Source organism: Halobaculum sp. D14 (assembly GCF_051195135.1).
Classification (GTDB): Archaea; Halobacteriota; Halobacteria; order Halobacteriales; family Haloferacaceae; genus JBNTKA01.
Genome location: NZ_JBNTKA010000002.1, coordinates 48,097 through 67,746 on the forward strand (window position 1 = coordinate 48,097; position 19,650 = coordinate 67,746).

A 19,650-nucleotide genomic window follows, 5' to 3' on the forward strand; every position below is an offset into this window, starting at 1 on the left:
TCAGGAGATTTTGTCGTACTGCTCGGAGAGCTTCTCGGCGGCTTCGTCCATCAGGTCGGCTTCGTAGTCGTCGAGGTCCCACTCCACGACTTCCTCGACGCCGTTCGAGCCGAGTTTGACGGGGACGCCGAAGGCGGTGTCCTCGTAGCCGAACTCGCCGTCGAGGACGACCGACCCCGGAAGCACTTCGCCGGTGTCCCGCAGGATGGCTTCGACCATGTGGGCGACGCCGGTCGCCGGCCCCCACTGGGTCGCGCCTTTCCGGCTGATGACGTCCATCGCGGACTCCTGGAGGTCGCCCAGTATCTCCTCTTTCTCGTCGGCGTCGAACGACGGGTCGCGGCCGTCGACGCGGACCTTCGAGAACACCGGGACCTGCGCGTCGCCGTGCTCGCCGAGAATCGTCGCCTCGACGTTCTTGACGGGGACGTCGAAGCGCTCGGAGAGCACGTACCGGAACCGCGCGGAGTCGAGTCGGCCGCCGAAGCCGACGACCGTGTGGCGGTCGCGGTCACCGGCTTCGTACAGGTGGCGGTTCAGCAGGTCGACCGGGTTCGACGTCGTCACCGAAACGAAGTCGTCGTTGTACTCGGCGAGCGACTCGCCGATGTCGGCCATGATCGGGGCGTTGTCCCCCGCGAGGTCGATGCGGGTCTGCCCCTCCTTCCGCGGGATTCCGGCCGTGATCACCACGACGTCCGACCCCTCGGTCGCAGAGTAGTCACCCTGCCGGACGCGCGTGTTCGAGTCGTAGGCGATGCCGTGGTTCGTGTCCGCGGCCTGCCCGACGGTTTTCTCCTCCATGTCGGGGATGTCGACGAACACGAGTTCGTCCGCGACGTCCCGGAGCGCCAGGTTGTAGCCGGCGGCGGCCCCGACCGTTCCGGCCGCACCGACGATGCTAACCTTCGTCATACCACGTAAACCCGGGGTCGAAATTCGGGTAAGCGTTTCGGAACCCGCGACTACGCCACGCAGACGACGTATCTCTATTCGTCGACTGTCGTATTCTGGTCCGCGTTCAACTCTCTCGGCCTCCGCGGCAGCGACGGAGGACGGGTCGGCTGCGCGGATTGACCGGGGTTTATCAGCCCGCACGTCCCCCATTCAGGGTAAGCCATGCCCATCGAGGACCGGGGGGACGCGAAACTCATCACGCACGCGCTCGCCAAGGACACCCTGTCGAAGCTCCGAGACGTCGAGACCGAGCAGGTCGCGTTCCGGAAGGGGCTCGTCAAACTCGGCCGCATCTGCGGCTACGAAATCATCGACGGCGCGATGGAGACCGAGTTCGTGTCGATTCAGACGCCGCTCGCCGAAACCACCGGCGAGCGCGTCAAGGGGCTCGACGACGTCGTCATCATCAACGTTCTGCGCGCCGCGACGCCGTTCGTCGAGGGGCTGTTGAAGGCGTTCCCGCGCGCCAAACAGGGCGTCATCTCCGCCGGCCGAAACGAGGAAGCCGGGATGGCCGAGGACGGCACCTTCCCCATCGAAATCGACTACACCAAACTCCCGGACATCGCGCCGACCGACACCGTCATCGTCGCCGACCCGATGCTCGCGACCGGGTCGACGATGTGCGCGGTGCTCGACCACGTCCTCGACCAGAACGCGACGCCCGAACACCTGTTCGTCCTGTCGGCGGTGTCGGCGCCGACCGGGCTGCTCCGCGTCGACAGCGAGTTCCCGGAGGCCGACCTGCTCACTGTCGCCATCGACGACGAACTCGACGACGACGGCTTCATCGTCCCCGGACTCGGCGACGCCGGCGACCGCGCCTTTCGAACGCAGTAGCGCCCGCGCCCGCTGCTCGCCGCTCGTCGCTCGCCGGTCACCGTCCACCGCTCACCGCTTTCCGTCTCGCTGCTCGCCAATCTCGACAATTCCGTCCGCGAGCGGCGCCACGGCTTTTTGAACCATGACGGCACCAGCGCCGCCGTGACCTGACTGCGGTCGCGGCGGGGGCAGCGGGTGTGCGGCACGTCCCGCCGCGGCGACCAGTGCCGCCTGTCCGCCCACTACTCGCCCGACGGCACCGGTGACGCCGCCGTGCCGCACCCGGCCCGAGGCAACGCCTATATCCCTGGCTGACGCACCGGTGAGCCATGGCCGATTCCTGTGACGCCTGCGGCGACGACGTCGAGGACGCGCTCGCCCGCACGGTGCGGCTGTCGGTCGACCGGTCGAACGTCGACGAGCAGCGGCTCTGCCCGAGCTGCTTCGCCGACTGGATCGAACGCTACGCCGAGAAGATGCAGTCGGAGACCGGCGTCACCGTCGACGAGGACGACATCATCGTCGACTGAGCGGCGCTACGGCTCGACGGAGCAGGTCGTTCCGACGGCCAGCCCCTCCGCGTCGACGTGGGCCGCGAGGCAGCCGTAGTTGCAGAACGGCGTCTCCTCGTCCGGGTCGTCGTCGGCTTCTCGGACGTAGACGGGGTCGTGTGCCGTCACGTCACAGCCGCAGTACGCGCAGGCGGTGGTTGCCATCGCCGTCACGTACGTCCCGCAGCCGCAAAGAAGTCGCGACGCAGACGGCGTCCGAGAGGCGCTCCTCCCCCCGATTCGGCCGTGTCGTCCCTCGGTCTACTCGTCGCCGCTGCGGTCACCGCCCGCATCGTCGCTGTCGCCGTTTCCGTCTGCGTCGCTCTCCTCGCCGTCCTCGTCGTCGCCCGCGCTGAGTCCGTCGTTCTCCGGCCGGTCGAGTGCGCGTTCCGCGTCGTGGTACTCGGAGTAGCCGTCGAACCACCGGACGATGCGTTCGATGCGGTCGACGATGTGCGCCGGTTCGCCCGAGCGCGACAGCTCGTGGCCTTCGCGCGGATACCGGACCATCCGCGTGTCGACGCCCTGTTTCCGCAGGATGCGGTGGAACAGCTCCGCCGTGTTCGCTGGCGTCCGGTAGTCCTGGTCCGAGTGGATGACGAGCGTCGGCGTCGTCACGCCGTCGGCGTGCGCCACCGGCGACTGCTCCCAGAGGAACTCCGGCTCCTCCCACGGGGTCGTGTCGTAGTCGCCTTCGACGAGCTTGTAGGCGCTGTCGGTCGACCCGTAGAAGCCGGTGAAGTCGTAGACGCCGCGCTGGGAGACGGCGGCGCGGTAGTAGTCGGTCTGCCCGACCGTCCACGACGTCATGAACCCGCCGAAGGAGCCGCCGGTGAGGAACACGTTCGACTCGTCGACGTAGTCGCGGGCGGCGACGGTTTCGGCGCCGGCCTGCACGTCCGTGAGCGTCACGTCGCCCCAGTCGCGCTCGATGGCCTGCATGAACTGTTCGCCGTAGCCGGTGGAGCCGCGCGGGTTCGACCAGAAGACGACGTAGCCGCGCGCCGCGAGCGTCTGGAACTCGTGCCACATCGTCCCGGACGTCGTCCACATCGCGTGCGGGCCGCCGTGGACTTCGACCGCCAGCGGGTACTGCTCGTCGCCGTCCTCGTCGAACCCCGGCGGCGTCAACACCCAGCCGTCGACGTCGCCCTGGTCCGACTCGAAGTGCAGCGCCTCCGGCTCGCGCACCTCGACGTCGTCGAGGTAGTCGGCGTTCAGCTCGGTGAGCCGCTGCTCCTCGTCACCGAGGGCGTCCTCGCCGGTGAGCACGAACACGTCGCCGGGGTGGTCCCACTCGCTTTTCGCGAGCACCGCCGCGGACTCGCCGACGTGGCCGCCGCTGATTTCGCCGCCGCGGTACTCCTTCGCCGGCGGTTCGCTCGCGTCGCCCGGCGCGGACCACAGCGCCGTCGCGCCCCGGTCAGGCGTCGTGAAGTACAGCGTCTCGCCGTCCGGCCCCCACTGCGGACGCGCCTCGAAGCCGAGCGTCCGGTCGAGCGTCTCGGTCACGTCGTACGTCTCCCCGGTTTCGCGGTCGTACACGTGGAGCTCGGTCGGCTGGATGCTCGCCTGCTCCTCGGCGGTGTACAGGTAGGCGATTCGGTCGCCGGCCGCGGCGAGCGCGGCGCCCCAGCCGGACGACCGGTGGACGTCCTCGGCCTCCCCGGTGTCGGTGTCGTAGGCGACGATGTCGTACCGCAGGTCGTCGTCGGGGTCGTCGCCGACCTTGTCCGCGGCGAAGTACAGCGTCGACTCGTCGCCCCACGTCGGCGACACGTGGTCGTGGTCGCCGTCGGTGACGCGCGTCACGTCGCCGTCGTCGACGTCGAGGACGTACACCTGCGAGCGCTTCCCGTCGAAGTAGTGCTCGGCGGACCGGTAGACGGTGCGGTCGATGACCCGCGGGTCCGGCTCTTCGGATTCGTACTCGTCCGGAACCTCCAGGTCGCGGTCGGCGTCGCGGTCGTCGTCGGTCACCGACTGCGTGAACGCGATTCGGGAGCCGTCCGGGCTCCACTCGACGTTGCTCACGCCGCCGACGACGTCCGTCACCTGCTCGGCCTCCCCGCCGGCCAGCGGGAGCAGCCAGAGCTGCTGGGTGTCGTCTTCTTTGCCGCGCGTCGACGTGAACGCCAGCCGGTCGCCGTCCGGAGAGAACCGCGGCTCGGCGTCGTTCCCTTCTTCGAGCGTCAGCCGCCGCGCGTCGTCGCTGCCGTCGGCCGGCACGGCGTACACCGTCGACTCGTACTCCTCGTCGCCGTCCGGCACCGTCCGCACGAATGCGACGCGCTCTCCGTCCGGCGAGAGCCGCGGGTCGCCGGGCTTCGCGATGTCGTGGTAGTCGGCAGCCTGAATTCGCTCCATACCGCGGCGGTCGAAGCCGCGGCGGAAAGGCGTTCTGAACCCGGAACTCCGCGGTCAGTACGGGTGATTCCTGCCGATTCACTCGAACCGCGCCGGGTCGAACGCGGCCGGGTCGGTCGGCGGCGACTCGCCGCGGACGAGGTCGGCGACGACGCGTCCGCTGTACGGGCCGAGCTGCAGTCCGGTCGCGCCGTGGCCGGTGGCGAGGTACGCGCCGTCGACGTCAGGCGCGGCGCCGACGAGCGGCAGGCCGTCCGCGGCGACCGGCCGGAGTCCGACGCGGGTGTCGGTCGGCTCCGCGTCCCGGAGGCCGGTGGCGACGCGGAGCGCTTCGCCGTACACGTCGTGGAGTCCTTCCAGCGTGGCGTGCGGCGCGAACCCGGTGCCGTCCTCGCGGGTGGCGCCGACGGCGACGCGGCCGTCCGGCCACGGGACGAGGTACTTGTGGCGGAACGCGGTCAGAATCGGCCAGCCGGCGGTGTTGTCGTCGACGTCGAAGTGGACGATTTGGCCGCGCTGCGGCTCGACGGGGATGTCGAGGCGGAGCGCGTCCGCGAACTCGCCGGACCACGCGCCGCCGGCGACGACGACCGCGTCGAACGCCCGGGTCTCGCCGCCGACGTCGACGCCGGTGACCGCGCCGCCGTCGGTTCTGATAGCCGTCACGTCGGCGCGTTCGACGGTGAGCCCGTGCGTCTCGCCGGCGGCGCGGAGCGCGTCGGCGAACTCGCGGCCGTCGACGCGCGCCTGGTCGCGGTACAGCATCGCCCGGTCGGCGTCGCCGAGCGGCGGGAACAGCTCGCGCGCTCGGTCGACCGAAATCTCCTCGAACGACCCGGGCTCGGGGGCGCCGTACTGTTCGGCTCGCCGCTCGGAGCGCCGTTTCGCGTCCGCGAACGGCTCGGCTTCGTCGTCGTCGAACGCGACGCTCAGCAGGTCGCAGTCGGCGTAGCCGTGGTCGGTCGCGCCGTCGGTTTCGAGCCGGTCGACCAGTTCCGGGTAGTACGCCGCGGCGTCGACGGCGAACTCGAACCACGGCTCCGACCCGGTTCGGCTGCTCGTCGCCGGCGCGATGATGCCGGCGCCGGCGTCGGTCGCTCTGCCCTCGTCCACCCGGTCGAACAGCACGGCGTCGACGCCGCCGCTGGCGAGGTGGTACGCGACCGACGACCCGACGATGCCGCCGCCGACGACGGCGACGCGGCTCGGTGAATCCATACGTCGAGGTTCGGCGCCGGCACCGTCAACGTACCTCCCGCCGACCCGGTTGCCGCTACCGCGTCGCCGCGGGCTCGTCGCGTCGTCGCCGGCGGGCTACTCGATGTCGACGCGGCCGCTGGTGGCGCTGCGAAGCCGGTCGCGGAGGCCCGCCGCGTCGTCGACGGGCGCGCGGACCCTGAACTCGACGGCCGCGTCGTACTCCGCGTCGAAGTCGACGCCGGCCGACTCCAGGATGCCGCGCACCGTCCCGGAGTCGTCGTAGGCGGTCGTCACCGCGAACCGCTCGTGCGGCACCTCCTCGGCGACGCCGGCGGCGTCGACGCCGTCCTTCACTGCTTTCGCGTACGCCCGCGCGAGGCCGCCGACCCCGAGGTTCGTGCCGCCGTAGTACCGCGTGACGACGACGACGAGGTTCCGGAGGTCGCGCTGCTGGAGGACGTTCAGCGCCGGCTTCCCGGCGGAGCCGGTCGGCTCGCCGTCGTCGCTCGAATACTCGCGGAGCAGCACGTCTCCGGGCGCCGTCGACGCGTCGTCGCCGGCCGGGACGCGGTAGGCGGGGACGTTGTGCGTGGCGTCGTCGTATTCGGCTTCGACGGCGGCGACGAACGCCTCGGCTTCGTCGACGGTGTCCGCCGGGGCGACGTGGCCGATGAACTCCGAGCCCTGCACGACGAACTCGGCGGCCGCCCGCTCTGCGACGGTCCGGTACGACTCCATGGCGGCCGTTGGGCGTCAGCGCTGAAAGGTCACTCGTCCGGCGCGGACTCCGCCGCGCCATCCACGTCGTCCACGCCGTCCCTGCTGTTCGCGCTCTTCGCGCTGTTCGCGCCGTGCTGCGCCTCCGGGTCGCCGACGAACAGCGCGAGGAACGCGGCGACGCCGACCAGTTCCGCGGCGAACGACACCAGCGCGAGCGCGTCGGTCGCGAGGTGGCCGGCGACGATGGTGACCGGGTTCCCGACGCCGTGGCCGGAGTAGAGGCCGCCGTGGCCGGTGAGGTGCCACCAGCAGTAGCCGACGAGGTACGTCCCGAGGACGCCGGCGGTCAGCGCGTACAGCCGACGGTGGTGTGCGCCGCGGACGACGACGGCCGCGAGCACCAGGAGCAGCACCGCCGACGGGACGAACAGGTACGGGCGCGGGTCGGCCGCCGAGAGCAGCGGCAGGTACACCGCCAGTTTCGGGAGTCCGACGAACAGGTGGACGGCGGCGGCGACGGCGGCGGCCTGTACGCCGATGATTCGGAGGACGGTCGCGGCGCGGTCGTTCATGGCTCGGCGTCGGGACTCGGCGGCGAAGAACACGTCGGTTCCGTCCGCGCGGCCTCAGAATTCGAGGCTCTTGACGTACGGCAGCTCCCGGATTTCGACGAGCAGGTCGCCCGGCACCGGCTCGTCGGTGATGACGTACAGCTTCGGGTCGTCGGCGAACTCCGGGTCGTCCGACAGCACCTGCCGCAGCGAGATGTCCGCGTCCGCGAGCATCCCCGTGATGTCGGCGACGATGCCGGCGGCGTCCGGGTCGCCCACCTCGACGGTGAGCACTGTCAGCCCGAGCACCGGCGCGAGGTCCATCAGGCTCGGCACGGACGTGATGTTCTCGAAGATGCTGCGTAGCTCGTCGTCCTCCAGAATCGCGGTCGTGGTCGTGTCGACGACGCGGCGGTCCACGCCGGCCTCCCGCGCGATGCCGGTGTTCGGGATCTCGATGCCGCCGGAGACGACGCGGCCGTCCTCGTTCACGGAGAAGCCCCGCTCCAACAGCAGCCGGATGACGGCCTGCTGACCGGGCGACCCCTCGAACTTCCCCATGATTTCGTCGAACATCCGTGTCCCACAGTGTACAGGGTTGGGCATAACAGTTCGGTGTCGCCGTCGCCGCCGCGTCGCCGCCGGGCCGGTGTTCCGTCGCTGCCGGGTCGCCGGGTCGACGCGGTCGGGCGTCACACCTCTGTCCGACGGAAGGCACTTGGCCTCCCGCGCCGACGTGGCTGACATGCGCGAACTCGACTGCGACTTCTGCGGCGCGCCGGCCGCCGGCGCCTACGAGGTCGTCCCGGAGGAACTCGACCCGGCGCCCGCCGAACAGGTCCGCGTCGTCCTCTGCGCCGACTGCCGCGCCACTCTCGACACCGTCGTCGGCCCGCTGCTCGACCGCCTCGGCGTCGACGACGCCGCCGACACCGCCGCCGCGGGCGACGTCAGAACCGGCGGCGGCGACGCCGACGCCAACGCCAACGCCGCGGCCGGCCAGGAGCGCACCCCTGGACCCGACGCGGGCGGAGACGCAGGCGGCGCGGGCGGCGACGACGACGGCCCCGCGGACGCCGAACGCGGCCGGAAACTGTCGCCGGCGGACGACGCCGTCATCATCGACCCGGCGGGCCGCGTCGACAGCGAGGACGGCGCGCAGGCGGCGGCCCGCAGCGGCGACGACGGCGGCGACGCCGGATTCGACGACGGCGGGGACTCGCTCAACAGCCTCGTCACCGAGGCCGGCGGCGGCGACGCCGACGCGGAGAACGGGGCCGGGGACGCGGCGCGCGGTTCCGGCGACCCGACCGCCGCGGACGCCGACTCGGGCGGCGCCGACGACGCTGACGACGACGACTCGGCCGCCGGCGCCGGGGCCGAACCGCCGAACTTCCGGAAGGTCATGCGGCTGTTGAACAACCGCGAGTTCCCGGTCGACCGCGCCGAAATCGTCGAGCTCGCCAGCGGCGCCTACGAACTCGACACGCGCGATGTCGACGACATCATCGACTACGCCGTCGACCGCGGCGTGCTCGCCGAGGAGAACGGCGCGCTCACGAAGGCGTGAGGCGCTGCGGCGGCGGCCGCGGCGGCGACGGTTCTGGTGAACGGTAGCGGCGGTGACGGCGACGGCCGCGGCGGCGACGGTTCTGGTGAACGGTAGCGGCGGTGACGGCCGCGACGGGCGCCTGTTACAGTTCGCCTTTCGTGCTCGGCGTGTCGCTGCGGCGGTCGTCGAGCCGCGTCGCGTCGTCGAGCGCCCGGGCGAGCGCCTTGAACAGCGCCTCGACCTCGTGGTGGGCGTTGACGCCGCGCTCCACCTCCGCGTGCAGCGTCAGGCCGGCGTTCGTCGCCAGCGAGTACGCGAAGTGCCGCGCCATGTCGCTGGTGAAGCCGCCGACCTGCGCCTGTGAGAACTCGCCGCGGAACTCGAAGTACGGCCGGCCGGCGACGTCGACGACGACGTTCGCGACGGCCTCGTCCAGCGGGACGCGCCGGTCGGCGTACCGCCGGATGCCGCGCTTGTCGCCGAGCGCCTCGTCGAGCGCCTCGCCGAGCACGATAGCGACGTCCTCGACGGTGTGGTGGTCGTCGACCGCGAGGTCGCCGTCACACCGCACCGTCAGGTCGAACAGGCCGTGTTTGGCGAGCGCCTCCAGCATGTGGTCGAAGAAGCCGATGCCGGTGTCGACCTCAGCGTCGCCGTCGCCGTCGACGGTCAGCGTGACCTCGACTGTCGTCTCCGCGGTGTCGCGGCTGACGGCCGCCGTGCGCTCGGTCATCGTCGGACCGACGACGCCGCGCGACAAGACCGTTGCGGAACCGCGGGTGTGGCGGAACCGCGGGTGTGGCGGAACCGTGGGTGCCCTGGAACCGCGGACGTGTCCGGCCGCCGCGTCGCCCGTGTCACCCCTCCGCCGTCTCCCCTGCCGTCTCTCCTGTCGCGGCGTCAGACCGCCATCGCCTCCTGCAGCGTGAACCGACCCTCGTACAGCGCGGTGCCGACGACGACCGCGGCGGCGCCGGCGTCCCGGAGTTCCTCGATGTCGTACAGCGTCGCGACGCCGCCGGAGGCGATGACCGGGATGTCGACGGCGTCGGCGACCGCGGCGACCGCGTCGCGGTTCACGCCCTCCAGTTGCCCCTCGACGTCGACGTCGGTGAACAGGATGGCGCCGGCGCCGAGGTCCTCGTAGCGCGCCGCCGCCTCGGCCGGGTCCAGCCCGGTGGCTTCGGTCCAGCCGGAGACGACGACCTCGCCGTCTTTCGCGTCGAGGCTGACGACGACGCTGCCGGGGTGCTCCGCCGATATCTCCTCGACGACGTCGGGGTTCTCGACGGCGGCGGTGCCGAGGATGACGCGGTCGACGCCGTACTCCAGCAGCCACGTCGCGTCCGCGACCGACCGGATGCCGCCGCCGACCTGCACCGCCACGTCGTCGCCGACGGCGTCCACGACCGCCTCCAGCGCCGGCGCGTTCGCCCGCTCGCCGACGAACGCCCCGTCGAGGTCGACGAGGTGCAGCGTCTTCGCGCCCGCGTCCACCCACCGCTGTGCGACCTCGACCGGGTCGCCGTACCGCGACTCCGTGCCCGGCTCCCCCTGCACGAGCTGGACGGTTTCGCCGTCTTTCACGTCGACCGCCGGGATGACCTCGAACTCCGGAAACAGGCTCATGTCCCCGTGGTCAGCGGCGCCGGGCAAAACGTTCGTGGTCCCGACGGACCTGGTGCATCGACCGGAATCGGGGAGTCGACCCGGCTCGGCGGTCTCGGGGTCGCCGTCGCGGCGCTGCCCCACACTTATCTCGGCGCGCCGCGTCGGTCCGACGACAGATGACGGTGTACGAGTCGGATCTGCCGGGGGTGGGGAAGAAACACGAACTGGAGCTGAGCGACGGCGCCAGGCTCGTCGTCGTGACGCACAACTCCGGGAAGCGCGAGGTGTTCCGCCGCGCCTCGGCGGACGCGGACGCCGAGAAGCTGTTCGAACTCCCGGACGAACTCGCGCGGACGTTCGGGACCGTCCTCGAGGGCGCGTACTTCCAGCCGGTGCAGTCCGCCGGCGCCGAGACGGTGCTTGGCGGCGACACGCTCCTCGAGTGGCACGAACTGCCCGCGGACTCGCCGCTCGTCGGGCAGACGCTGCAGGACGCGGACGTCCGCGGGCGGACGGGCGTCACCGTCATCGCGGTGCAGCGCGGCGACGAGACGATTCGGAACCCGTTCCCGGACACGACGCTGACGGACGGTGACACCGTCATCGTCGTCGGCACCGACGACCAGATGGACGCGTTCGCCGCCGAGTACAGGCTGGACTGATGGCGGGCGCCGGAGTCGGCGGCCTGCTCGCGCTCGGCGTCCTGTTCGCCGCCGTCGCCGCCGCCGGCGCGGTCGGTCGCCGCGTCGACCTCCCGTCGGTGCCGCTGTACGTCGTCGCCGGCGTCGTCGTCGGCCCGCACGTCGCCGGCGCGGTCGCTCCGTCGCTCGCCGTCCAGCCGACGGCGGGCGTCACGCTGCTCGCGGAGGTCGGCGTCGTGCTGCTGCTGTTCTTCCTCGGCCTGGAGTTCAGCATCGACCGGCTGCTCGCCGCGCGCCGCCGCCTCACCGCCGCCGCCGGCGTCGACCTGCTGGTGAACTTCCCGCTCGGCGTCGCCGTCGGCCTCCTGTTCGGCTGGGGGCCGGTCGCGGCGTTCCTGCTCGGCGGCGTCGTCTACGTCTCCTCGTCGGCGGTCATCACGAAGTCGCTCGTCGACCTCGGCTGGATCGCCGACCCCGAAGCCGAGCCGGTGCTCGGCGTCCTCGTCGCCGAAGACCTCGTCGTCGCCGTCTACCTCGCGCTCGCCGCCGCGCTCGTCGCCGGCGGCGACCCGGCGACGGCGCTGCCGTCCATCGCCGTCGCCGTTGGGTTCCTGCTCGTCGTCGCCGCCGCGGCGCAGTTCCTCGCGCCCCGGGTCGGCCACCTGTTCGGCGGCAACGACGAGGAGCTGGTGCTCCGGGTGCTCGCGCTCGCGCTCGTCGTCTCGGGCGTCGCGCTCGCCGTCGGCGCCTCCGAGGGCGTCGCCGGCTTCTTCGTCGGCGTCGGCGTCGGCGGCACGTCGCTGCACGACCGCGCCGCGGAGACGCTCGCACCGGTCAGGGACGCCGTCGCCGCCGTCTTCTTCGCGTGGGTCGGCCTCCGGACCGACCCGTGGCTGGTGATCGGCGTCGCCGCTCCGCTCGTCGTCGCCGTCGCGGTCACGGTGCCCGCGAAGGTCGTCTCGGGCACGTTCGCCGGGCGGCTGTACGGGCTCTCCGACCGGCGCGCCGTCCGCGTCGGGCTCGCGATGGTGCCGCGCGGCGAGTTCTCGCTCGTCATCGCCGCGCTCGCCGCCGCCTCCCCGAACCCGGTCGTCGCCGCGACGGTTCCGGCGTTCGCCGTCGGCTACGTGCTGTTCACGGCGTTCCTCGGCACCGTCGGGATGAGCCAGGCTGACCGCGTCGGCCGTTTCGTGGGCGTCGGTGACTATCACAACTGAATCGAGGGGCGAAACTGTCAAGTCCTCCTGGGTGTAGCGAAGAGTATGACCGAGTCGGTCGTCGCGGACTTCATCGGCCGGTTTTTCGTCCCCGGCGTTCGGGGGGAACCGCCGACCGGCCGCATCATCCTCAGCCAGCGCCGGCTGGTGCTGGCGGCCGACGACCACAAGGAGACGGTGCCGCTCTCGAAGGTGTTCGACGTGAAAGTCGGGCAGGTGCCGCCGGAGATGGCCGGCTACTTCAACGACACCGTCACCGTCGCGTACCGCTCCGGCGACGAGCGCCGCGTCGCCGCCATCGAAGGGAAGGACAAGAACATCGACCGGTTCGCGACGGTGCTGTTCAAGGTGCTGCTCAACGGCACCCCCGCGCTCGTCCGCCACCCGGCGCGCGTCGGCGGCCGGGTCACGGACGCCGACTCCGCGAGGGCGACGCTGGACGTCACCCGCGGCGCGCTGACGTTCGCGGACTGCCCGGAGCCGTTCACGGTCGACCTGAGCGCCGTCATCGACGTCGAACGGGAGGACCGCAACATCGGCGGCGGGAAGACCGCCGTCATCTCGTTCCGGCACATCCCGGACGGCACCGCCGTCACCTCGGAGGTGTCCATCGACTCCCCGCGGCTCACCAACATCCTCGGCCGCTACATCCGCCTGAAGTACGCCGACGTCCGCGAGGAGCTCGACGACGTCGACCTGCAGGAGCCCGAACTGGAGGTGCTCACCGCCATCTACTCCGCGGGCGAAGCCGTGTCGCTGTCGGCGGTCATCGACATGGAGCCCCAGCGGCTCACGATGCTGCTCAACGGCCTCGCCGACGACGGCCTCGTCGCCGACACCGAGTCCGGCACGACGCTCACCGCGAAAGGCCGCGTCGTCGTCGGCCAGCGCCTCGAATCCGTCAACACCTGACGCGGCCGCCGCAGCCGCGGTTCCTGTTCAGCCGGCCGCGACGACCTGGTTCTGTCAGCCGCCGTCGTCGACCCGATCTGTTCCGCCGCCGGCGACGCTTTTCACCTCGCGTCGTCCCTGCGGCTCCGGCCGGTACGCTTCGAAAATAGCGGCGTCGTTACTGTTCGTTCATCGCCTCGCTGGCGATGTTGCGGCCGCGCGGCATCAGGTTCACTTCCCGGCGCGTCCGGACCTCCTCGAGCACGTCGAGTTCGATGAGCCGCTCGAACGTCTCCTCGACGCGGTCGACGTCCATCCCGAGGAAGTTCGGGACCTCGAACGAGGAGACGCCGGAGTACAGCGCCATCAGGACTTCGCGCTCGGCCTCGGAGAGTTCGACGGCGCCCTGGTTCTGCTGTTGGCCCTGCTTCAGGTACGACTTCAGGACGGCGACGTGCCACGTCTCCCCGGAGAGGTACGTCTGGACGGACGTGCCGTTCTCGTCGGTGTGTTCGGCTTCGATGACGCCGCGCTTCTCGTCGAAGACGGTGCGCTCCACCTCTTCGAGCGTCCCGATGTCGTCGAGTTCGAGCCGGACGAACGCGCCGCTCTGGAGCGCGACGCTGACGCCGTCCGCCTCGATTTTGACGCGGGCGCGCTCGAACTCGGTGTCCTGGACGACGCCGCCCTCGACGGCGGGGTGGCGCGCGAAGATGACTTTCCGGTCGAGGAACGCCCGGTAGAGGTTCGTCCGGAACTCCTCGTGGTCCTCGGTGGTGAGCAGGAACACCTCGTCGTCGAACCGGAGGCTGACGTAGTTCGAGACGCGCGCCACCTCCTGGCTCGCGTCGTAGCGGCCGCCGAGCCCCTCGACTTTCGACAGCGACAGGGTGCGTTTCCCCTCGTTGCCGACGAGGACGATGCGCTTGTTCGACAGGATGATGCGGCCGTTCGTCCACGACACGTCGTTGATCTTCCGGCCGCCCTTCATCGCCTGCGCGAACCGGCCGCGGGTGTCCGTCACCTTGTACTCTTCTTGCTCCTGCTCTTTGCGTTGCTCCGTCATTGTCTAGCACCTCCGAGTTTCGACAGCGAGGCGAACGCTCGCTTCCGCACCTCCTTTTCGACGTCCTCGTCCGTGATTCGGTCGAGCGCCTCCTTCGCCCGCGACCCGCCGACGTCGCCGAGCGAGTACGCCGCCTTCGCGCGCGCCTCCGTCGACGCCTCGTCGTCGCGCAGCAGCGAGATAAGCGTCGACTCCACGTACAGCCCGTCGAGGTTGCTGATGCTGGTCGCGGCGAACTGCGCCGTCATCTTGTCGTCGTCGCCGAGCGCCTCCACGAGCGCGTCCACGACGGCGTCCGGCGGGTCGTCGCTGGTGACGCGCCCGAGAAACCAGACGGCGTTCCGTCGCTGACGGGCCTGCGAGGCGTCCTCGAGGATCTCGGTGAGCGGCCCGAGCACGGTCTCGTCGTCGGCCTGCTTCAGTTCGGAGACGACGGCGTCGCGGACGGCGTGGCTCTGCTTCGTCGGCGCGTTCGACAGCAGCTCGATGATGGAGAACACGGCGGTCCGCCGCACCGTGTCGTGCTCGTCGCCGAGCGCCGACGCCAGCATCGGCACCGGCTCCGCGCTGGAGGCGTTCCCGAGCGCGTTCGCGGCGACGCGCCGGATGCTGGGGTTGTCGTCGTCCAGCAGGTCGACCAGCGCGCTCAGCGCCGGCTGGGAGGCGATGGTGCCGAGCGCGTCCGCGGCGGCGGCCTTCACGGCGCCGTGGTCGTCGTCGAGTCGCTGCTTCAGTTTGCCGACCGGCCGCGGGTCGCCGATCTGGCCGAGCGCGTAGCAGGCGCGTTCGCGGACCCGCGGGTCATCGTCGCCGAGCCCGCCGACCAGCGGCTTCACGGCGTCCGAGTCGCCGAGGTCGCCGAGCGCGTTCGCCGCCGCCATCCGGAACTCCGGCACCGACGACTGCAGCGCCTTCGCGTACGCCCGGACCGCCGCCCAGTCGGCCGCCGCCGGGTCGACGCCGAACTCCTCGGCGAGCAGCCGCTCGACGCAGCCGTCGCCGAGGTCGCCGAGCGCGTCGACGCCGGCCGCCCGCACCGAGTCGTCGTCGTCGTTGCGCGCGAGGTGGATGAGGACGTCGACGGTCCGGTCGTCCCCCGGGTCGCCGACGTCGCCGAGCATCTCCGCGGCGCGGCGGCGAACAGCGGCGCTGTCGCTGTTTTTCGCTCTGTCGGTGAGCGTCTCCATGTCGTTATCGCGGGCGAGTTTGTACAGCGACATTATCCCGTGTACTGGTAGATTCGGCTGCGTTTCGCGACGGCGTCGAACGCGTCACGGCAGCCGGGCGGCACCGTCTCGGTCTTCCCGACGACGAGGTAGCCGCCCGGCCGCAGCGCGGTCTGCAGCGTCTCGAACAGCGGCTCCTTGTACGCCGCGTCGATGTAGATGAGCAGGTTCCGGCAGAACAGCAGGTCGACGTCGGTCCGCGGCCGGTCCTGAATCAGGTCGTGCGTCTCGAACGTGACCCGCCGCTTCAGCGACTCGCGGATGCGGAACGTCGCGTCCTCCTGTTCGACGTACGGCTCGTAGCTCGTCAGCGGCCCGAGCTCCTCGCCGATGTCGGTGGTGCGCGTCGTCTCGTAGATGCCGGTGCGCGCCGCCTCGATGGCCTCCTCGCTGATGTCGCAGGCGTAGATGTCGAGGCTGCGGTCGTCGATGTCCGGGTCGTCCGCCGCCAGCATCGCCAGCGAGTACGGCTCGCGGCCGTCGGCGCACGGCGCGCTCCACGCCGTCACCGACCGCTGCTCGGCGGTGAGTTCCTGCACCACCGGCCGGAGGTCCGCCCACATGTCCGGGTCGCGGAAGAACCCGGTGACGTTGATGGTGAGCGCGTCGAGCAGCGCCTGCCGCTCGTCGTCGTCGCCGCGGAGGACGCCGAGGTAGTCGTCGTGGCTGTCGGCGTTCCGCCGCTGCATCCGCGCGGCGATGCGGCGCTGCAGGTACGCCTCGTTGTAGTACCCCGGCTCGAACGGCACCTCGTCTTCGACGTAGCGGATGACCCGCGACAGCCCGTCGTTCTCCACGGAACTCATCGCGGCTCCCCCAGCGTCTCCACGTCGAGGATGGTGACGACGTCGCCGTCGCCGAGCACCGCCGTCCCGGACAGCCCCGGGATGCCCGACAGGATGCCTTCGAGCGGCTTCACGACGACCTCCTCCTGGTGGAGCACGTCGTCGCAGTGCAGCGCGATCGGCCGCTTCTCCTCCCGGATTCGGAGCAGCATCCCGTCGTCCTCGTCGCCGCCGGCGTCGGTGCCGGCGCTGCCGGCGTCGCCGCCGTAGCCGTCCGCGTCCCGGTCGCCGGGGACTGCGGCCGGGTCGTCCGGGTCGCTGCCGCCGTCGGCGTACGCCGCGTTCGCGGAGTCGCTGAGCACGTCGCCGAGCCGGACGACCGGGTAGATGTCGTCGTCGTGCCGGACGACCTCGTCTCCGTGGGCCGTGTCGATGCCGCCGGCGCGGGACACCTCCGCGATGTTCTTGATGGGGACGCCGTACTCGACGCCGTCGACCTCGACGAACATGACGCGGACGATGGCGACCGTCACGGGCAGCCGAATCTCGAACCGGGTGCCTTCGCCGGGCGTCGACTCCAGCGTGACGGCGCCGTCGAGCTGCTTGACGGTGGTGCGGACGACGTCCATGCCGACGCCGCGGCCCGACACGTCCGTCACTTCGTCGTTCGTGGAGAACCCGGGGTGGAACACGAGGTCGCGGGCCTCCGCGTCGTCCATCGCGTCGACTTCGGCCTGGGTCTTCACGCCCTTCTCGACGGCCTTCTCGCGGAGCGCGTCCGCCTCGATGCCGCCGCCGTCGTCCTCGACGACGATGGTGACGTGGTCGCGTTCGCGGCTCGCCCGGAGCTCGATGGTTCCCTCCGGGTCCTTCCCGGCGGCCTCGCGCTCGGCGGGCGGCTCGATGCCGTGGTCGACCGCGTTCCGCAGGATGTGCACCAGCGGGTCGCGGATCTCGGTGAGGATAGTGCGGTCGAGTTCGATGTCGCGGCCGTCGATGTCGAACTGCACCTGCTTGTCCTGGTCGCGCGCCAGGTCGCGGACGAGCCGCGGGAACGTGTCCACGACCGCCGACAGCGGGATGAGCCGCATGTCCATCACGGTGTTCTGGAGGTTCGACGAGATCTTGTCGAGCTCGTCGAGGTTCTCCGACTCGATGCCGGCGGTCTCCATCTCGCGGCGGAGCTTGATGCGGCTCGTCACGAGCTGTTCGACCAGCCCGTACAGGTCGTCGAGCTGCTCGACGTCCACTCGGACCGACGAAATCGTGTCCGAGGAGCTGCTCGACCCGCCGGAGTCCCCGGTTTCGCCGTCCGCGGCGTCTCCAGCGTCGCCCTCCGCGTCGTCCGCGGTGTCGGAAGCGTCGGCGGCGGGCTCGCCGGTCGAACTGCCCGCCGCGGCTTCGTCGCCACCGGCGGCGTCGTCGCTGTCAGCGTCGCTGCCGGCGTCCGCGGATTCCGGAGCGTCGTCGCCGGGCGCCGGGTCGACCGCGTCCACGGACACCTCGTCGACCTGGCTGACGGCGTCGAGGCCGGCGGCGACGGCGTCGCCGGTGGTCGCCGGGACGTACACGTCGAACGTGTCGTCGTAGTCGCCGTCCTCGACCGCGTCGCGGTCCGGGTCCGTGCCGACGGCGCCGAACGCCTCCTCGACGGCCTCCAGCACGAACATCGCGTCGACGCCCGGCATCTCGGTGTCGCCGAGCGAGACGGTTCCGCGGTAGACGCCCTCGTCGTCTCCCGGCTCGATGCCGTGGTCGACGTCGACGTCGACGCCGGCCGACTCGGCGTCGCCGCTGCTGGGTTCCGATTCGAGGTCCGTGTCCGCCGTCGTCGCCGACTCCGATTCGGCCGCCGATTCCGTGTCTGCGTCGTCGCCGTCGCCCTGGCCGACGTCGGCGTCGAGCGCCTCGGGGCCGTCCTCGGCGAGGGTGCGGAGCGCCTCCTCGGTGTCGGTCGGGTCGACGGCGGTGTCGCCGGTCTCGTCGATGTCGCCGAGCATCTCGTCGAGCAGGTCGACGCCCTCGAACAGCAGGTCCATGAGCTCCGGCGACACGTCGATGTCGCCGTCGCGGACCTCGTCGAGCAGGTCCTCCATCGCGTGCGCGAGCCCGGAGAAGTCGCCGAACCCCATCGCCGCGGCGTTCCCCTTCAGGGTGTGCGCGGTCCGGAAGATGGCGTCCATCGCCTCCGCGTCGTCCGGGTCGGATTCGAGCGCGAGCAGCGAGTTGTTCAGCTCCGTGATTCCCTCCTCGGACTCGCGGACGAACGCCCGGATGTGCGCTTCGGACATCAGCGCTCACCTCCGACGATGCCGACAGCGACGTCGTCGAGCGGCACCACGGAGTCGACGCTGCCGGTCTCGGCGGCGCGCTTCGGCATCCCGTAGACGACGCAGCTCTGTTCGTCCTGCGCGACGACGCGGCCGCCGGCGCGGCTGATGGCCTCGACGCCGTCGGCGCCGTCGCTCCCCATTCCGGTGAGGATGACGCCGACGAGCGGACCGTCGATGACCGCGGCCGCGGACTCCATCGTGACGTTCGCGGACGGCCGGACGCCCTGCCCGCGGTCCTCGTCGACGAGTTTCACGCGGAGCCGGCCGTCGCGGTAGTCCGACACCTCCATGTGGGCGCCGCCGCGCGCGACGAGCGCCTCGCCGCGGCCGATTCGGGCGCCGTCGGTCGCCTCCGACACGTCGAGGTCGCAGGCGTCGTCGAGCCGCTCGGCGAACCGGCCCGTGAACGCCTCCGGCATGTGCTGGACGACGAGGACGCGGATGTCGGCGTCGCCCGGGAGCCCCGAGAGGACGCGCTCGACGGCGTCCGGTCCGCCGGTCGACGAGCCGATGACGACCGTCGTGTTCGGCTCCACGTCGTGCGTCGACGTCGCGGTCGACGCCGCGGTCGTCCCGGTCGCGGACCGGCTCGCTGTCGTCGTGGACGCGCCGCCGCCCGAGATGTCGGCGCCCGCGACCGACCGGACCGTGTCCACGAGCTGGTCTTCGAGCCGTGAGACGCCCATCGACACCTCTCCGCCCGGCTTCGCGAAGAAGTCGACGGCGCCCGCGTCGAGCGCTTCGAACGTCTCCTCGGCGCCGTCTTCGGTGTACGCCGACAGCATCAACACCGGCGTCGGGTGTTCGCGCATCAGTTCCTCGACGGCTTCGATGCCGTCCATCTGCGGCATTTCGACGTCCATCGTGACGACGTCCGGGTCGGTGTCGCGGACGACCGACAGCACCTCCGTGCCGTCTTTCGCTTCCCCGACGACGTCCACCCCGCCCGCCTCCAGGATGTCCGTGATGAGTCCCCGCATGAACCGGGAGTCGTCCACGACGACCGTCCGCGGCGCAGCGGTGCCGCCGCGTGCGCTCCCTCCGGGCCGCGTGGCGTGTCGCGTCATGGCTTCAGCTTCCAACACGCCGTTCTTCAAGGCTCCGTCCCGAATTTCAGCGGTGATACCTCGGGGAGTACGGTTAAGGTCGGCGACCCGCCC

20 protein-coding genes are annotated in these 19,650 nt (G+C 71.2%); 6 read left to right on the forward strand and 14 right to left on the reverse strand.

The features are described 5' to 3' along the window. Complete coding sequence (mdh, locus tag ACQUST_RS05990) at window positions 1–915, reverse strand: malate dehydrogenase (RefSeq protein WP_435126251.1); 915 nt, start codon at window positions 913–915, stop codon at window positions 1–3. Between the two features lie 204 nt (window positions 916–1,119). Here mdh and upp point away from each other — a divergent pair, with 204 nt between their 5' ends. Both upp and ACQUST_RS06000 read left to right on the forward strand, forming a co-directional pair. After that, window positions 1,120–1,797, forward strand: a complete 678-nt coding sequence (gene upp, locus ACQUST_RS05995; RefSeq protein ID WP_435126254.1) for a uracil phosphoribosyltransferase — start codon at window positions 1,120–1,122, stop codon at window positions 1,795–1,797. Between the two features lie 311 nt (window positions 1,798–2,108). Continuing rightward, window positions 2,109–2,309, forward strand: coding sequence for a DUF7569 family protein (locus tag ACQUST_RS06000; RefSeq protein WP_435126257.1), 201 nt, complete (start codon window positions 2,109–2,111; stop codon window positions 2,307–2,309). A 6-nt stretch (window positions 2,310–2,315) separates the two neighbouring features. Here the strand turns inward: ACQUST_RS06000 and ACQUST_RS06005 are convergent, their stop codons facing one another. The 6 genes from ACQUST_RS06005 to ACQUST_RS06030 form a co-directional block, all read right to left on the reverse strand. Beyond that, window positions 2,316–2,495: a hypothetical protein gene (locus ACQUST_RS06005; protein WP_435126259.1), complete on the reverse strand. Its 180-nt coding sequence runs from the start codon at window positions 2,493–2,495 to the stop codon at window positions 2,316–2,318. Window positions 2,496–2,591: 96 nt separating this feature from the next. Beyond that, window positions 2,592–4,697 carry a S9 family peptidase gene (locus ACQUST_RS06010; RefSeq protein WP_435126262.1) on the reverse strand — a complete coding sequence of 702 codons (2,106 nt, stop codon included), beginning with the start codon at window positions 4,695–4,697 and terminating at the stop codon, window positions 2,592–2,594. Window positions 4,698–4,775: 78 nt separating this feature from the next. Next, on the reverse strand, window positions 4,776–5,915 hold the full coding sequence (locus tag ACQUST_RS06015; protein WP_435126265.1) for an NAD(P)/FAD-dependent oxidoreductase: 1,140 nt from the start codon (window positions 5,913–5,915) through the stop codon (window positions 4,776–4,778). A 96-nt stretch (window positions 5,916–6,011) separates the two neighbouring features. Continuing rightward, window positions 6,012–6,635: an IMPACT family protein gene (locus ACQUST_RS06020; protein ID WP_435126268.1), complete on the reverse strand. Its 624-nt coding sequence runs from the start codon at window positions 6,633–6,635 to the stop codon at window positions 6,012–6,014. 29 nt (window positions 6,636–6,664) lie between these two features. Then, window positions 6,665–7,189: a hypothetical protein gene (locus tag ACQUST_RS06025; RefSeq protein ID WP_435126271.1), complete on the reverse strand. Its 525-nt coding sequence runs from the start codon at window positions 7,187–7,189 to the stop codon at window positions 6,665–6,667. 54 nt (window positions 7,190–7,243) lie between these two features. Then, window positions 7,244–7,744 (reverse strand): amino acid-binding protein, encoded by a 501-nt coding sequence (locus ACQUST_RS06030; protein ID WP_435126274.1) that lies wholly within the window; start codon window positions 7,742–7,744, stop codon window positions 7,244–7,246. A 169-nt stretch (window positions 7,745–7,913) separates the two neighbouring features. Between ACQUST_RS06030 and ACQUST_RS06035 the strand changes: the two genes are divergently transcribed. Then, window positions 7,914–8,738, forward strand: a complete 825-nt coding sequence (locus ACQUST_RS06035) for a hypothetical protein (protein ID WP_435126276.1) — start codon at window positions 7,914–7,916, stop codon at window positions 8,736–8,738. Between the two features lie 124 nt (window positions 8,739–8,862). Here ACQUST_RS06035 and hisB read toward each other — a convergent pair whose 3' ends face one another. Next, window positions 8,863–9,453, reverse strand: a complete 591-nt coding sequence (hisB, locus tag ACQUST_RS06040) for an imidazoleglycerol-phosphate dehydratase HisB (RefSeq protein ID WP_435126279.1) — start codon at window positions 9,451–9,453, stop codon at window positions 8,863–8,865. 167 nt (window positions 9,454–9,620) lie between these two features. Beyond that, a complete protein-coding gene (hisA, locus tag ACQUST_RS06045; RefSeq protein WP_435128139.1) occupies window positions 9,621–10,343 on the reverse strand; it encodes a 1-(5-phosphoribosyl)-5-[(5-phosphoribosylamino)methylideneamino]imidazole-4-carboxamide isomerase in 723 nt (240 codons plus the stop codon). A 164-nt stretch (window positions 10,344–10,507) separates the two neighbouring features. On the opposite strand from hisA, the gene ACQUST_RS06050 reads away from it, so the two are divergent. Genes ACQUST_RS06050 through ACQUST_RS06060 form a run of 3 tightly spaced genes read left to right on the forward strand, consistent with a single transcriptional unit; the run spans window position 10,508 to window position 13,101 of the window. Beyond that, entirely contained in the window at window positions 10,508–10,993 is a 486-nt protein-coding gene (locus tag ACQUST_RS06050; protein ID WP_435126282.1) for a cation:proton antiporter regulatory subunit, read from the forward strand. Beyond that, window positions 10,993–12,189 (forward strand): cation:proton antiporter, encoded by a 1,197-nt coding sequence (locus ACQUST_RS06055; protein WP_435126284.1) that lies wholly within the window; start codon window positions 10,993–10,995, stop codon window positions 12,187–12,189. The genes ACQUST_RS06050 and ACQUST_RS06055 overlap by 1 nt, the downstream gene beginning before the upstream one ends. 45 nt (window positions 12,190–12,234) lie before the next feature. Then, a complete protein-coding gene (locus ACQUST_RS06060) occupies window positions 12,235–13,101 on the forward strand; it encodes a CheF family chemotaxis protein (RefSeq protein ID WP_435126287.1) in 867 nt (288 codons plus the stop codon). Between the two features lie 157 nt (window positions 13,102–13,258). Here ACQUST_RS06060 and ACQUST_RS06065 read toward each other — a convergent pair whose 3' ends face one another. The 5 genes from ACQUST_RS06065 to ACQUST_RS06085 are packed head-to-tail and all read right to left on the reverse strand — an operon-like array spanning window position 13,259 to window position 19,557. Further along, window positions 13,259–14,146, reverse strand: coding sequence for a CheF family chemotaxis protein (locus tag ACQUST_RS06065; protein WP_435126289.1), 888 nt, complete (start codon window positions 14,144–14,146; stop codon window positions 13,259–13,261). Then, window positions 14,143–15,366, reverse strand: coding sequence for a HEAT repeat domain-containing protein (locus tag ACQUST_RS06070; protein WP_435126291.1), 1,224 nt, complete (start codon window positions 15,364–15,366; stop codon window positions 14,143–14,145). The genes ACQUST_RS06065 and ACQUST_RS06070 overlap by 4 nt, the downstream gene beginning before the upstream one ends. Continuing rightward, window positions 15,366–16,178 (reverse strand): CheR family methyltransferase, encoded by an 813-nt coding sequence (locus ACQUST_RS06075; RefSeq protein ID WP_435126294.1) that lies wholly within the window; start codon window positions 16,176–16,178, stop codon window positions 15,366–15,368. The genes ACQUST_RS06070 and ACQUST_RS06075 overlap by 1 nt, the downstream gene beginning before the upstream one ends. Next, window positions 16,175–18,448, reverse strand: coding sequence for an ATP-binding protein (locus ACQUST_RS06080; RefSeq protein WP_435126297.1), 2,274 nt, complete (start codon window positions 18,446–18,448; stop codon window positions 16,175–16,177). The genes ACQUST_RS06075 and ACQUST_RS06080 overlap by 4 nt, the downstream gene beginning before the upstream one ends. Beyond that, window positions 18,448–19,557, reverse strand: a complete 1,110-nt coding sequence (locus ACQUST_RS06085; RefSeq protein ID WP_435126300.1) for a protein-glutamate methylesterase/protein-glutamine glutaminase — start codon at window positions 19,555–19,557, stop codon at window positions 18,448–18,450. Before ACQUST_RS06085 ends, ACQUST_RS06080 begins: the two co-directional genes overlap by 1 nt. Between the last annotated feature and the right edge of the window lie 93 nt (window positions 19,558–19,650).

Bases quoted from the DNA above. Each gene is read 5' to 3' on its own strand.
- ACQUST_RS06050 (WP_435126282.1), top strand. From the start codon at position 10,508: ATGACGGTGTACGAGTCGGATCTGCCGGGGGTGGGGAAGAAACACGAA.
- ACQUST_RS06070 (WP_435126291.1), bottom strand. From the start codon at position 15,366: ATGTCGCTGTACAAACTCGCCCGCGATAACGACATGGAGACGCTCACC.
- mdh (WP_435126251.1), bottom strand. From the start codon at position 915: ATGACGAAGGTTAGCATCGTCGGTGCGGCCGGAACGGTCGGGGCCGCC.
- ACQUST_RS06085 (WP_435126300.1), bottom strand. From the start codon at position 19,557: ATGACGCGACACGCCACGCGGCCCGGAGGGAGCGCACGCGGCGGCACC.
- upp (WP_435126254.1), top strand. From the start codon at position 1,120: ATGCCCATCGAGGACCGGGGGGACGCGAAACTCATCACGCACGCGCTC.
- ACQUST_RS06020 (WP_435126268.1), bottom strand. From the start codon at position 6,635: ATGGAGTCGTACCGGACCGTCGCAGAGCGGGCGGCCGCCGAGTTCGTC.
- ACQUST_RS06005 (WP_435126259.1), bottom strand. From the start codon at position 2,495: ATGGCAACCACCGCCTGCGCGTACTGCGGCTGTGACGTGACGGCACAC.
- ACQUST_RS06000 (WP_435126257.1), top strand. From the start codon at position 2,109: ATGGCCGATTCCTGTGACGCCTGCGGCGACGACGTCGAGGACGCGCTC.
- ACQUST_RS06015 (WP_435126265.1), bottom strand. From the start codon at position 5,915: ATGGATTCACCGAGCCGCGTCGCCGTCGTCGGCGGCGGCATCGTCGGG.
- hisB (WP_435126279.1), bottom strand. From the start codon at position 9,453: ATGACCGAGCGCACGGCGGCCGTCAGCCGCGACACCGCGGAGACGACA.
- ACQUST_RS06080 (WP_435126297.1), bottom strand. From the start codon at position 18,448: ATGTCCGAAGCGCACATCCGGGCGTTCGTCCGCGAGTCCGAGGAGGGA.
- ACQUST_RS06055 (WP_435126284.1), top strand. From the start codon at position 10,993: ATGGCGGGCGCCGGAGTCGGCGGCCTGCTCGCGCTCGGCGTCCTGTTC.
- ACQUST_RS06010 (WP_435126262.1), bottom strand. From the start codon at position 4,697: ATGGAGCGAATTCAGGCTGCCGACTACCACGACATCGCGAAGCCCGGC.
- ACQUST_RS06065 (WP_435126289.1), bottom strand. From the start codon at position 14,146: ATGACGGAGCAACGCAAAGAGCAGGAGCAAGAAGAGTACAAGGTGACG.
- ACQUST_RS06035 (WP_435126276.1), top strand. From the start codon at position 7,914: ATGCGCGAACTCGACTGCGACTTCTGCGGCGCGCCGGCCGCCGGCGCC.
- ACQUST_RS06075 (WP_435126294.1), bottom strand. From the start codon at position 16,178: ATGAGTTCCGTGGAGAACGACGGGCTGTCGCGGGTCATCCGCTACGTC.
- ACQUST_RS06060 (WP_435126287.1), top strand. From the start codon at position 12,235: ATGACCGAGTCGGTCGTCGCGGACTTCATCGGCCGGTTTTTCGTCCCC.
- ACQUST_RS06025 (WP_435126271.1), bottom strand. From the start codon at position 7,189: ATGAACGACCGCGCCGCGACCGTCCTCCGAATCATCGGCGTACAGGCC.
- ACQUST_RS06030 (WP_435126274.1), bottom strand. From the start codon at position 7,744: ATGTTCGACGAAATCATGGGGAAGTTCGAGGGGTCGCCCGGTCAGCAG.